The organism is Actinoplanes oblitus (assembly GCF_030252345.1).
GTDB classification, from domain to species: domain Bacteria; phylum Actinomycetota; class Actinomycetes; order Mycobacteriales; family Micromonosporaceae; genus Actinoplanes; species Actinoplanes oblitus.
The window spans coordinates 1,358,467-1,370,619 of sequence record NZ_CP126980.1 but is presented as its reverse complement, the minus strand read 5'-3'; the positions used below and the strand labels follow the sequence as shown (position 1 = coordinate 1,370,619).

15 protein-coding genes are annotated in these 12,153 nt (G+C 71.4%); 2 read left to right on the top strand and 13 right to left on the bottom strand.

The features are described from left to right. Nucleotides 1-11 precede the first annotated feature (11 nt). From Actob_RS06195 to Actob_RS06140, 12 genes are all read right to left on the bottom strand, one after another. Nucleotides 12-1,457: a hypothetical protein gene (locus Actob_RS06195; protein WP_284919087.1), complete on the bottom strand. Its 1,446-nt coding sequence runs from the start codon at nucleotides 1,455-1,457 to the stop codon at nucleotides 12-14. A 22-nt stretch (nucleotides 1,458-1,479) separates the two neighbouring features. Continuing rightward, entirely contained in the window at nucleotides 1,480-2,112 is a 633-nt protein-coding gene (locus tag Actob_RS06190; RefSeq protein ID WP_284919086.1) for a hypothetical protein, read from the bottom strand. 506 nt (nucleotides 2,113-2,618) lie between these two features. Continuing rightward, nucleotides 2,619-2,945 (bottom strand): hypothetical protein, encoded by a 327-nt coding sequence (locus tag Actob_RS06185; protein ID WP_284919085.1) that lies wholly within the window; start codon nucleotides 2,943-2,945, stop codon nucleotides 2,619-2,621. 126 nt (nucleotides 2,946-3,071) lie between these two features. Further along, the gene (locus Actob_RS06180) at nucleotides 3,072-3,371 is read right to left on the bottom strand and encodes a hypothetical protein (RefSeq protein WP_284919084.1); all 300 of its coding nucleotides are present in this window, start codon (nucleotides 3,369-3,371) and stop codon (nucleotides 3,072-3,074) included. Then, nucleotides 3,368-3,592 (bottom strand): hypothetical protein, encoded by a 225-nt coding sequence (locus Actob_RS06175; RefSeq protein WP_284919083.1) that lies wholly within the window; start codon nucleotides 3,590-3,592, stop codon nucleotides 3,368-3,370. Before Actob_RS06175 ends, Actob_RS06180 begins: the two co-directional genes overlap by 4 nt. Then, on the bottom strand, nucleotides 3,589-3,807 hold the full coding sequence (locus Actob_RS06170; RefSeq protein ID WP_284919082.1) for a hypothetical protein: 219 nt from the start codon (nucleotides 3,805-3,807) through the stop codon (nucleotides 3,589-3,591). The genes Actob_RS06175 and Actob_RS06170 overlap by 4 nt, the downstream gene beginning before the upstream one ends. Continuing rightward, nucleotides 3,804-4,427, bottom strand: a complete 624-nt coding sequence (locus Actob_RS06165) for a hypothetical protein (RefSeq protein ID WP_284919081.1) — start codon at nucleotides 4,425-4,427, stop codon at nucleotides 3,804-3,806. Before Actob_RS06165 ends, Actob_RS06170 begins: the two co-directional genes overlap by 4 nt. A gap of 21 nt (nucleotides 4,428-4,448) precedes the next feature. Beyond that, the gene (locus Actob_RS06160; RefSeq protein ID WP_284919080.1) at nucleotides 4,449-5,222 is read right to left on the bottom strand and encodes a hypothetical protein; all 774 of its coding nucleotides are present in this window, start codon (nucleotides 5,220-5,222) and stop codon (nucleotides 4,449-4,451) included. Nucleotides 5,223-5,487: 265 nt separating this feature from the next. Next, complete coding sequence (locus Actob_RS06155) at nucleotides 5,488-5,781, bottom strand: hypothetical protein (protein WP_284919079.1); 294 nt, start codon at nucleotides 5,779-5,781, stop codon at nucleotides 5,488-5,490. A 522-nt stretch (nucleotides 5,782-6,303) separates the two neighbouring features. Then, a complete protein-coding gene (locus Actob_RS06150) occupies nucleotides 6,304-7,731 on the bottom strand; it encodes a recombinase family protein (protein ID WP_284919078.1) in 1,428 nt (475 codons plus the stop codon). 18 nt (nucleotides 7,732-7,749) lie between these two features. After that, nucleotides 7,750-8,526 carry a ComEC/Rec2 family competence protein gene (locus Actob_RS06145; protein ID WP_284919077.1) on the bottom strand — a complete coding sequence of 259 codons (777 nt, stop codon included), beginning with the start codon at nucleotides 8,524-8,526 and terminating at the stop codon, nucleotides 7,750-7,752. 32 nt (nucleotides 8,527-8,558) lie between these two features. Continuing rightward, nucleotides 8,559-9,284 (bottom strand): ComEA family DNA-binding protein, encoded by a 726-nt coding sequence (locus Actob_RS06140; protein ID WP_284919076.1) that lies wholly within the window; start codon nucleotides 9,282-9,284, stop codon nucleotides 8,559-8,561. A 304-nt stretch (nucleotides 9,285-9,588) separates the two neighbouring features. On the opposite strand from Actob_RS06140, the gene Actob_RS06135 reads away from it, so the two are divergent. Beyond that, entirely contained in the window at nucleotides 9,589-10,350 is a 762-nt protein-coding gene (locus tag Actob_RS06135; protein WP_284919075.1) for a putative protein N(5)-glutamine methyltransferase, read from the top strand. Between the two features lie 8 nt (nucleotides 10,351-10,358). After that, entirely contained in the window at nucleotides 10,359-11,177 is an 819-nt protein-coding gene (locus Actob_RS06130; protein WP_284919074.1) for a hypothetical protein, read from the top strand. A 105-nt stretch (nucleotides 11,178-11,282) separates the two neighbouring features. On the opposite strand, the gene Actob_RS06125 is transcribed toward Actob_RS06130, so the two are convergent. After that, nucleotides 11,283-12,131, bottom strand: coding sequence for a DegV family protein (locus Actob_RS06125; RefSeq protein WP_284919073.1), 849 nt, complete (start codon nucleotides 12,129-12,131; stop codon nucleotides 11,283-11,285). Between the last annotated feature and the right edge of the window lie 22 nt (nucleotides 12,132-12,153).

Here is a 12,153-nt window from a genome sequence, read left to right as displayed (position 1 = left end):
GTCGACTCCCCTCACCAGATGTTCGCCAGGGCGTCGTACGGGGCGGCCTTGACCAGCTCGGCCCGGGTCACATAGGCCCAGTTGCCGATCGTCGCGGCGACCAGGGGCGAGATGTCCGTCCGGCCCTTGCGCGCCCAGGCCGAGCCGCCGCCGAGCATTTGGCGGGTCTGGGCGCCGGCCAGGGCCAGGTTCAGCGGCGCGTCGTCGCAGTGCCACAGGGCGCCCTGGCGGACGGCGTCGACGAACAGGCCGTAGCCGGCGGCCACGTCGGCGGCGTTCGGGATCGCCAGGTCGCCGCGCTTCGGGTGCTCCGGGTCGACGGGCTCGACGATGCCGACCCGGGCCAGGTCGACCAGCAGTGAGCCGGCCGGCCCTTTCTTGTCCAGGGCGATCGCGACGGGTTTGTAGCGGTCGCGCAGCTCGGCGAGCCGGGCGACGATCCAGTCCGTCCCGTCGCGGTAGTCGACCAGGGAGACGATCAGGCCGTCCTCGTGCGCCGGGTTCGGGCCGACCAGGACGATCGAGGCGTTCGTCCGGGACGGGCTGATGTCGAGCGCAATCACGAAGTCCGTCGGCCGTTGCGGGTCGGCCTGGGTCTGCCGGGCCCATGCGGCCTCGGCGATCACTCCGGCGCCGCCGGTGGCCTTCGGGCGCCAGATGCCCAGGCGCTCGAACACGTACCGGTCGCCGAGGCCGGACGGGCGCATCTCGGACCTGACGAACTCCTCGCTGATCCGCGCGCCCAGGGCAGGGTCACCCATGGCCGGGTTCGCCGCGTACGCGCGGTCGACGTCCTGGATCCGTGCGGCGACTTCCTCCGGCGTCGCGCTGGCCAGGTCGAGGTCGTCTCCCCAGTCGCACCAGCAGAGGTCGGGGGCGCCGGCCTCTCCGTCCTCCTTCAGCGCGTAGCACCAGGCGGCCGGGTCGGTCGGCGGGGTGCCGAAGAACCAGACTTGAGGGTGTTTCTGGGCGGCCATGGTCGGCATCGCGGCCGCCATCATGTCCGAGGCGATCTCCTGGGCCTCGTCGAGCACCAGGCGGGGCGCGGAGAATCCGCGGGTGCCGCTCTTGGTCCGGGCGACGAACTTCAGCCGCTGGCCTTCCAGGGTGATGAATCCCTGTTCGCCGTTGGCCTCGCGGACCCGGGCCATCGGCCGGAGGATTTCCGAGCCGTCGATGATGTCGCGGATCCTGATGAATGCCTCTTGCGCGGTCGAGTACAGGTGCGCCGAGTGCGTGATCAGTCGCTGTTGGAAGCCAGGCAGGAACAGCCAGGCCAGCTCCAGGGCCTCGATGATGCCGCCCTTGCCGTTCTGGCGGGGCACCCAGCACGCGACCTTGAGCGCGGACCAGCGGCCGTCGGCGGTCATGCCGAGGCCCTTACGGAGTACGAACTTCTGCCACGGGTCGAGCGGTTTCGCGCACAGCTCGTAGAGGTCGATGACCTCCTCGGCCATGGTGTACGCGATCGGCGGGTGGCTACATACTCGCGGCGTCTGCTTGCCGAGCCGCCCGGCGGGCGGCAAGCTGGTCGCCAAGCTGTTCAAGCGCGCTCCTGCCTCCCCCGCTGTCGGCGGCGCCGCTGGCGCGCAGCTCGGTCAGTAGGGCCTTGAGCGCCAGGGCCTGCTGACGTTCCTCGGCCAGGATCGAGTCGACCCGGGCGACGACGGTCACGTCCTGGTCGTCGCGGTCGTCGTCGTCGTCGAACAGCTTCACGACCAGGCGCATCCATTCGTGGTGCGTGCCGCGGAGCATCGCGTCCAGCCGGGCCAGCCGGTCGACGGATCGGCAGGCTTGCACCAGCAGCTGGCGGGGGGCGCCGGCCAGCTTGTCGCCGTTCATCGCGGACCAGAACGCGGCGCCGGCCTCGTCGAGGCGGGGCGGGCCGGGGGAGTCGTCCGTAACGGCCTGGTCGTCACGCGTTACGCCGGCCGGGCCGGGCGTTACGGGCGTGACGTCCTGGTCGGCGTCACGGTCCGGGCCCGCTGATTCGACCTCTACGGCGTCGGCGTTTGCCCTGCTCTCGCACCGTGCCGGGTCGCACATCGAGTGGTCTCCGGCCTTGTGGCGCCGGTAGCGGCGGTTCCGCTCGGCGGCGGTGGCGTCGGGCACGGACAAACCTCCTGGTGGGCGGCCTGGGGAGAGAGAGACGGCGACTGGGCGCGGGGTCTCCGGGCCCACCGGTCGTTAAAATCCGAGCCGCGACGAAGATCGACGCGAGTCGACGACGATCAGAGACGGATCTTCGGCACAAACACAGGCGTTACGGCCGTTACGTCGCGAGTGCCGCGTGACTGGTTGCAGCGCCGCCCGCAGGTCGGGCAGGGGTCCGTACCGTGAGCCGGCCGCCAAGTCGAGACGTCGAGCGGGGCGCGGTGTCGTGCACGTGGCGGATCGTGGTCGACCTGGTCTGATCCGTAGTGTCCGCAGATCCAGCAGGCCGGGCCGCCAGCGAGGAACGTGGCTCGGAGGCGGCGGTACCTGGATCCCTGCTCGCTGTGCTGGCTCACGGCTCCCCCGGAAACGCTGCAGCGCCCGCACGGCACGGGGCGCGCGGGCGCTGGAGGTTGAAGACGTGGTGATCCGCTGCAAAGCGTTACATAACGCCGTTACGTTGGTCAACTACCGTCGCGGGATGCCATGCCTTCGGCGCGGACCAGGCGGGTCAGGTAGACATTGCCGGTCTCGTCGTCGGCTTTGTACCTCCTGTTCAGCATGCGGATCGTGACGACGTCGGCATCGACGAGGAACGCAGGTACTACGTCAGATCCGGTGTGGTTGCTGGACCAGTAGGTCTCTGTGACCCAGCCGAGGAACGGCAAGGTTTCCTCGCCAGCCATGGCGCCGCCGCTGTAGGTGATCTCGCCGTGGCTGAAGCGCGGGTCCAGTACGAGAGCGCTGATGGATTTCGGGTCGAAGGCACTGACGTCTGCATCTTCGTTCATGAGGATCCCTTCACTAGGCAACGCGATTGCGGGCGGGCCGTACCCGGACCGGGCCGTCGAGTTCGTCGGCGACCACCAGCGACATCGCGGCCAGGTCGATCATGTGGTTCTGGTGCTGATCGAGTGTCATCGGTTGCTTTCCTTGATCTGACGGTGTTCCGGTGTGCGGCCCCCGCAGCCGCGCACCGGGCTTACGCGCCGGGCTGCGGCGAGTTGTTCCTTGATCGGCTGGGTGATCTGGTCGACCCAGTACGGATCGACGTCCGGATCGGCCTTGACGGCGATGATCCAGGCGCGTAGCGCGGCGACGTCGTTGTGCCAGCTGGTACCGGGCAGCGTCGGCAGGTCGGGGCGTTTGGTCTTGGTGAGCAGCCGCGGCGCCGGGAGGGTCTCGACGGTTGGGCGGGCGATCATCAGGCGGGTCATCGGTGCCGCCAACTGATCAGGGCGCGGCCGAGGACGAGCAGGTGCGCGGCGGACGGGTGGCGGTGGGCGACGCGGCGGCGGGTCGTTGGCGCCGGCCTGTGGCTGATGGAGTGCAGTGCGGCGGCGATCTGGGCCTGGACGGCGGCGCTGTGCTGGATCGCGGCGGTGATTCGGTTGTCCAGGCCGGGAGTGTGGCCGTGGTGGCTGGTCGAGTTGGTCATGGGTTGGCGTTCCTCTCCTGCTGGTCGTGTCCGGTCGAGCGGGTCGTCTTGACCGTGGTGGGGCGTAGCTGGTGGATCTCGTCGAGGTCGTACAGGGCGCGCTGGGCGGTTCCGTAGCGGGTGAGGCGGCCGCGGTGGGCGAGGACGCGTACCGCGGTCTGGGTGACGCCCAGGGCGAGCGCTGCGGACGCGGTGGGGATCAGGCGCCGGGTCATGGGATGTGTCCTGCTCGGCGGCGGTCGGCGCGGTTCAGGGCGCGGTCGAGGGCGAGGTAGTCGGGGCCGGGCGTCCAGGTCGCGCGGCAGTAGCGGCACTTGATGGCGCGGACTTTCGTCCAGGTGATGCGGTAGCCGGCGGGGCTGGTGTGCAGGGTGGCGGATCCGCCGGGCTCGACCAGCTCGACCAGCGGCTGGTCGTGTTCGGGGCACATGGCGCCCAGGTGGCGGTCGGGGGTGGTGAAGCCGAGCGCGGCCCGGGTCCGGCCGAGCCAGTCGGCGACGGCGGCGGCCAGGTGCTCGGCGTGGACGGTGTCGCCGAGGTCGACCAGGCGGCCGTGCCAGCGGGTGATGTCCCAGGCGAGCAGGACGGGCACGCTGTGGGTCCAGGCCGGTTCGTCGAGCAGGTGGCGGGCGTAGGTTGCGGCGGCGGCGATGTTACGGGTCAGGTAGTCGATCGCGTCGGCGACGTCGAGGTTCACGGGTAGTCCGGGCTCGGTGGATCCGGCGGCGGCGATGCGTTCGCCGTGCTCGGGTGCGTGGTCGCGGGCCAACGCGTCGGCGAGTGCCGGCCAGAGCTGGGCGAGTTCGGCCGTGTTCCGGATGATGTCCGAGGTCATCGGTGGTTCCTCCTTCCGCGGTCAGGCGGCCTTGGCGTGGCGGGCGTTTCCGGCGGGGAGGCCGCAGTCGTGGCAGCGGCCGTGGCCGTCGTCGGTGTAGTCGCAGAGGGGCCCGGCATATGTCGGCTTCGGACGGGGCTGGGTGTGGAACTGCCGGATATCGCCGTTCTGGATCAGGTGCGCGACGTAGCGGGACGGGGCGCCCGGTTTCTTCTCGGTGAGGATCTTTTGGAAGACGGCGGTTGCCTCTTCTTCCTCGATCGAGAGCGCAGCGGCGATTGAGGTGACTGCCTCGTTGGCGCGCGGTTGAGGAGGATTTATTGAGGTCTTGAGTTCAAGGGTCCCCTGTTTTAGGGGGGCTCGACTGCTTGAGAGGTCCCCTGTTTTAGGGGACCTGGAGGTCCCCTGTTTTTGGGGAGCTCGGTCGGTGTTGAGGTCCCCTGTTTCAGGGGGGCTCGACGGGGCGGGTTCCGTAACGGTCGGGCGGGCGGCGAGCTTCGGGAAGCGGAAAGTCATGCGCTGGCCTTCTCGGGCGAAGGTCGGTAGGCCGCGCTTGTCCTTGCCGACGGGTACACGAAGTTCGTGCCACTTCTTGGCAATGGATCCCAGGGTTTCGCCGACCTTCTTCGGGTCGCCGATGTCACACACGTCGGCGAGCCAGTCGAGGCCGGGCCAGCCTTCGCGTGTGTCGTCGTTGCAGGAGTCCGCGAGTTCGAGGACTAGGCGTACTTCCTTGTGGGTGAGCGTGCCTTTGGGCATGGCGTCGCGTACTTCGCGGCGTAGCCGGTATCCCATGTCAGATCACCGCCCGGCTCGCGTGGCGGGCACGGCTGAGCGGGGCGGTGGGCTGGATCGCCCAGCGCATCGGGAGGGGTGCTGACTGCCCTGGCGGTTGGTTACCGGTCTGGCCGTTTGGTGCGTCGTCAGTGCGCACGTCGGTTCCCGTTCTGCGTACCGAACCGGTACGCTTACGTTGTTCTGAGTGAACGCGAAACGGCGGTCTTGTCTTGGCAGGCGGGGCCGCCGTTTCGCGTCCCTGGGGGCTTGTTGCTGGGGCTGTCTAGGCAGCGAGACGCGGCGCGGTGGGAGCAGTTACGACCGGGGCGGGAGGCGCGACGGCCGGCGGGACGCTCACGGCGGCGAGCATGCCGACGATCGAGCTGAGTTCGGCGGCGGTGAGCGGCGGAGCGTTCTTCGCGGCGGCCTGGATCGCGGCGAGGCGCTTGACGCGGTCCAGCTCGACGCGAACGGCGGCGGCTTCGGCGTGGCGGCCGTCGCGGGTCAGCGGGCCGAGCAGGCCGGTCAGCTTGCGGAGCTCCGGGTTGGTGTTCCTGGTGCGCGGCTTCGTGTCCACTGGGGGTCCCTTTCAGGACCACAGGACGGGGCTGGCGCTCTACCGGTGGTGCACACCGTTGTAGGTGTGCGCGGTGCCCCGTGTCGGGGGTACCGTCAGTCCTCGGTGGCAGGCCGGGTGGTGGTACACCCGCTGCTACTTGTGCGCCTGGCTCCGTCTAGCGGTCCAGGTGTCCGGGAACCCCGGCCGGCTACTACGCCAATAGAGAGGCTGGCCGGGGTTCTTCTTGATGTTGAGCGAAACGTAACCTGAATCCTTGCCGCCGTCCTTTCGGCGCGCCGTTTCTTGACTATTTCCGCGGACGGGCTATGGCGAGAAATCGGACACTTAGTTCGTGTGCGGACTTTCTGGCATGCGAGAGCGTGCAGCGCTGCGGGACAACCGATTTGCGATGACCGGGGCGCGAGGAGAGCGCCCGAAACAGAGGATTGAATTGCGCTTTCGTACCGCTAGTAACTTCCTTCTCGGAAATCGGCAATACGCTATTGCCGATTTCTTTTCGCGGCGTGCGAGTAAGCGTCATCAGATGCCTTCCGCGGCCCAGTGCTCGGCCCAGGTCCGTTCGTCGCCGCGCCATCGGGACTCGCCGAGCCGGTGGAAGCTGAACCGGGTGCCGCGCACGGTGGTGGCGACTCGCAGTTCCACCAGCTTGTCGATGATCTCGCGCTGTCGGCCCAGGTCGAGTGCTTCCCAGCGCTGGCGGGCGTCGGGGCCGGCGACGTCGCGGATCAGCCGGGGCAGTGGCGCGGCTTGCGCGGCTCGGCGCGCCTCGGCGATCTGGGGCAGTAGCCGTGCCTCGATCGCGGCGAGTCCTGCGGGGCTGATCTTCCCTTCGGCGGCCTGGGCGTAGAAGCCGTCAAGGCGGCCTTGGAGTTCGTCGGCGTCGTCGCCGCGGTCGGCGGCGACCTGGTCGCTGCGGGCGGCGATACCGGCCAGCACGTCGGGTTGCTCCAGGCGGGCGATCACCATGTCGGTGACGAAGTCCTCGACGTGGGTCGTGCGCACGGAGACGCAGAACTTCTCGTAACAGGAGTAGGCGTGGTAGCCGCGGTTCTTGATCACGCGGCATTTCGCGCCACAGGCGCCGCACTTGAGGATGCCGGTCAGCAAGTATTTCAGCGACCGGTCCCGGACCGTGTGCCGGCGGGGGTCGGACATCCGGCGGACGCATTCAGCGAATGTGGCTTCGTCGATGATGCCGGGCCAGAGGGCGTCGCCGATCACGACGCCTTGGTGTACGCGCTGGCCGATGTAGCGGGGCTGTGTGGTGAGCCGCTTGACCTGGTTGGGCAGCCATTTGCCGCCGCGTGGCGCCGGGACGCCGCGGCTGTTGAGATCCTGGGCGATCGAGTAGAGCGATTCGCCGGCCCCGACACGGCGGGCGCACTCACGGACCACGTCGGCCTGTTCGGGCTGCTCGATCTGGGCGACGAAGACTCCCCGTTCGTCGTACGTGCGGGTGTAGCCATAGGGCAACTTGCCGTGAGGCCGGCCTTTCATGGCGTTGGCTCGGACGTCGCGCAAGATCCGCTCGCGGGTCTCCTCGCTGGCGTAAGCGTTGTTCACGCCCTCGTCGGCCATGGTCTTCCAGTCCCGGGGGACGTTCAGGTCGTACGTCCGGCGGTGGTCGACGACGTGGATTTTCACGCCGAGGTCGCGGCAGAGGTCCAGGAGGGCAGACCACCTGGTCAGTGTCCGGTCGCCGCGTGACGACTCCCAGAGGATCAGAACGTCGATGTCACGGCTTCGGATGAGGTCGAGGAGTTCGCCGTGTTCCTGGCGACTCTTGCGGGCGTGCCGGCTGGCGGAGACGTCGTTGTCGACGAACACCCGTTCGTGGAGAGTCCAGCCCATCGCGGCGGCTGCTAGACGGGCCTCTTCCTCCTGTTGCTGGACGGACGCCCGGTCCCGCTTGTCCTTGGAGACCCGGCAGTAGATGACGGCACGCATGGCCACAGAGTACAGTCTCTAACGAACGGTGGCTCCGGAGACGGCGGTCAGGTGTGTCATCCCGGTGGCCTGGAAGTCCGCGTCCAATGCCGGGTCGAGGCGGCTGGTGTCGCCCACCACCAGGCCCGGGAGCAGGCCACCGGAGTCGTCCGGGAGCGGCTCGCAGGCCCGTTGCAGGCCGGCTCGCAGCTTCCCGGCGGCACGCTGCGCCCAGGACGGCTCGCCGATCAGGCGGGGCGCCGCGCGTACGGAGATCACCGCCGCCCGCAGATCACCGGGCCGGGGTGGCAGCGGCTTCCCGATCGCCGTCAGGTGCTGGCCGGGCAGCAGCCCCCGCCAGCCGGGGTCGCTACCCAGCACCAGCGCCCGCGCGGAGAGCCGCACCGGTTCGCCGCCGGCCACCCCGCGCACCCGCTCCAGGTCCACCGCGACCAGGTAGGTGGGTGGTCCGGTGCCGCCGCGCAGCGCCCGCGGGTCGTCCCGGACCACTGCCGCCACCTCCACCGGATCGCCCGCCTCGATCAGCGCGACCAGCGGCGCCGCCTCCCGCACGCTCATCCGCGCCGCGGTCGCCACCGCCCCGCAACCGGCCCCGAGGGCGAGCGCCACCCCGAGCCACCGGACGGCCGTCCGGGCCTGCCGGGAACGAGGAGCCCGCCCGGCCAGGGCGCCCACACCGGCGAGGATCAGGGCCACCCCACCGCCGACGGCCGAGTACCGGGCCGGCTGGTGGAGCGCCGCCAGGGCCGCCGGCCAGACCCCCGCCAGGAACCCGGCCAGCCGCAGATCGGGCATCGGCCGGCGCACCGGGTCCCCGGGCCGGCCGGTCACACCGTCACCAGGTCTTTGAGCTGCTCGAACCGGGAGTCCCCGATGCCGTCCACCCGGCGCAGGTCGCTGACCGCCCGGAACCCGCCCTGTGCCTGCCGGGCGTCCAGGATCCGCTGCGCCAGCACCGGCCCGACCCCGGGCAGCGTGTCCAGCTCGGCCAGCGTCGCGGTGTTCAGGTTCACCAGACCACCGGCCGGTCCCGCCGACGCCACCGGCGCGGTGGCGGCGCCCGCCGGCGGGCTCACCCCCACCATGATCAGTTCGCCGTCGGTGACCTTGCGGGCCGGATTGAGCGCCGCCACGTCGACGCCCGGCAGGGCACCGCCCGCCGCGGTCAGCGCGTCGGCCACCCGGGCACCCGGCGCGAGCCGGACCAGCCCGGGCTCGCGGACCTTGCCGCCGACCGCGACCACCACCTCGGCCGGCGCGCTGACGGCGGCGGCCGTGCTGCTGACCGGGGTCACCGGCGCGACCGGCTCCACCCGGGGCCGCGCCCGCCACGCCAGGAACGCCGCGACCAGGACGACCACCACGGCGACAGCGGCCAGCGCCCGGACCCCGGCCCGGCCCGGGTCGAGTGCCCGCAGCCAGCTCCGTGGCTCCGCGTCGTCCCCGCCGAACGCGCCCTTGCCCGGAAGGGCCGGCGGTTCCCGCTCGACCCGCCAGGCGTACTCCTCGCCGGACGGGCCGAGCCAGTCCGGCGGCGCCAGCGGCTCAGGCATCGCCGCACCCGGACCGGCAGCACCCCCGGCAGGCAGCGGAACCCCACCGGCCGCCGCAGATCCGCCAGGCAGGCCACGACCGTCACTTGCTGTACCACCTTCCGGATCGTCGAACTCGGACCAGGCCGGCACGATGTCCGACCAGCGCAACGGCCCCTCGTCTCGCAGCGCCCGCATCCGGGCCGCCACGACGTCGTCGGTATCCTTCGCCTCTCGCACGGCGCTGAAGTCTGCGACTTCCGCACGCACGAGACCGGCTTCGCTGTGGACAAGCCGGCACTGTGGACAACCCCGAGGACGGCGCGTGACCCGAGAACAGGCGATCCTTCAGCTCCGCGCGGCCGGCTGCGTCTTCGCCGAGGACGAGGCGGCGGTGCTGGCCGAGGCCGCAGCCGACGACGCCGCGATGCGCCGGCTGGTCGGCCGCCGCTGCGCCGGCGAGCCCCTGGAGCAGGTGGTCGGCCATGCCGACTTCTGCGGTGTCCGGGTCCGGCTGCGCCCCGGCGTCTTCGTCCCCCGGATCCGCAGCGAGCTGCTGGTCCGCCTCGCCGTCGCCGAGGCCGGCGGCCGGCCCGACCCGCTGGTGGTCGACCTCTGCTGCGGCTCCGGCGCGCTCGGCCTGGCGGTCCGGCACCGGCTTCCCGGCATCACGCTGCACGCCGCCGACCTGGACCCGGTCGCCGTCGCCTGCGCGCGGGACAACCTGGGCGGGAACGTCCACCAGGGCGACCTCTTCGACGCGCTGCCCGCGGAGCTGCGCGGCCGGATCACCGTGCTGCTGGCCAACGTCCCGTACGTCGCGACCCGGCACCTCCCGTTCCTGCCGGCCGAGGCCCGCGACCACGAACCGGTCACCGCCCTGGACGGCGGCGACGACGGGCTGGCCGTGTTCCGGGCGGTGCTCGCCGGGGCGCGCACCTGGCTGGCCCCGCACGGCCTGCTGCTGTCCGAGATCACCGGGGCGCAGGCCGGCGCCGCCGTCGCGGCCGTCGACGAGAATGGATTGACGTCCGCCGTCAGCACCGACGATGATCTCGACGCCCGTGTGATCACCGCGAGACGATAGGCAGTGCCGTGGGGCTCCTCCGCAGGCTCGTCCGCGCCCGGCTGGCCGCCCGGGTCATCCGGCGGTTGCGTCGTGCCGGAGTGCCCGGCGCCCGTTACCACCGCGCCGGTTTCGAGGTCCGCTGCACCCTTCCGGGTGATACCGAGCCGACCATCCTGCCGCTGACGCCGCTGCTCGGCCGCGCTCGCCGGGAGCTGGACGACTATCTGGCGGGCGTCCTGCGTACCGGAGACGTGCCGGAGGCGTGGGCGGACGCCGCGCCGCGGCTGCGTCCGGTGTTGCGCGGCGGTGCGCCGGGGGCGGCGTTGCGCCGCCCGGCGTTGCCGGAGCTGTCCGAGTTCGTGGTGGTCGATCATCCGGAGACGATCACCTACGTCACTCCGGCGCAGCTGCTGACCTGGGGCGTCAGCGTCGATCAGGTGTTCGCGACGGCCCGGGCCAACCTCTCCGGCGCGGTGCTGCACGGCACCCCGGCGGACAAGCCGGTGGTGGTCCGGTTCGTCGACGACGGGAACGCCTACTGGACCTCGCACCTGCTGCTGCCCGGCTGGCTGGAGCGGCTCGCCGGGCAGGTCGGCGGCCGTCCGGTGGCCTTCGCGCCGGAGCGCGGGACGCTGCTGGTCACCGCGGACGACATCGACCTGCTGCGGGTGCTGTTCGAGCAGGCCGAGGAGATCTACGCGAGGTCGCCGCGATCGCTGACCCCGATGGCCTACGTCAGCGATCCGGACGGGTGCACGGTGCCCTATCCGGCGCCGCCCGATCACCCGCTGCACCAGGTGGTGGCCCGCGCCACGCGGATCCTGGCCGAGGGCCACCCCGGCTGACCGCTGTCCGGCGCGAGGCGGTCCGTGCTCGCCGCTCGTCCGCTTCCGGTACGCCCACCCGTACCGTCGAACGGCTCGAAGCCGGACCGGAGCGGACCTCGGGCGTCAAGCGCGCCGGTGCACGACGACGCCGGCCAGTCCCGGGCCGGTGTGTGCGGCCACCACCGCGCCCACCTCGGTCAGGTAACAGTCCCGCAGCCGGTCACCGAGGCGCATGGAGATCGCGTCGACCAGCGCGTTCGCCCGCTCCGGGGTGCCCAGGTGATGGACCGCGACGTCGGCCTCACCCGGCCCGGCGGCCTCCACCGCCAGGTCGACGAGACGGCTCAGCGCCCGCCCGGCGGTCCGCACCTTGTCCCTGACCACCACCGCGCCGTCCGCCACGTGCAGGATCGGCTTGACCGAGAGGGCGGTACCGACCAGCGCCGACGCGGCCCCGATCCGGCCACCACGGCGCAGGAACTCCAGCGTGTCGACGTAGAAGAAGGTGCTGACCCGGGCCGCGTGCTCGACGGCGGCCCGGTGCACCGCGTCCAGGTCCCCGCCCCGGGCCGCGACCGCGGCGGCGGCCAGCGCCGGGAAGCCCAGCCCCATCGCCGCGGTGCCGCTGTCCACCACCCGCACCCGCGGGCCGACCTCGGCGGCGGCCAGTTCGGCGGCCTCGAAGGTGCCGGAGAGCTTGGCGGACAGGTGCACCGAGACGACCCCGTCGGCGCCGGCGTCGAGCAGCCGCCGGTACTGCTCGACGAACTGGGAGGGAGCGGGCCGGGAGGTGCTGACCGCGGAGCGGCGCGCGCCGAGTGCCCGCGCCACCTCGGCCGGGGAGATCTCCAGGCCCTCCAGGCCGTCCCAGCCGTTGATCACGACGGTGAGCGGCACGATGGTCAGCTCATACCGCCCGTCGAGCTCGGCGGGCAGATAGGCGGTGGAATCGGTGACGACCGCGATGGTCATGCCCGAACTCTACTGATTGTGT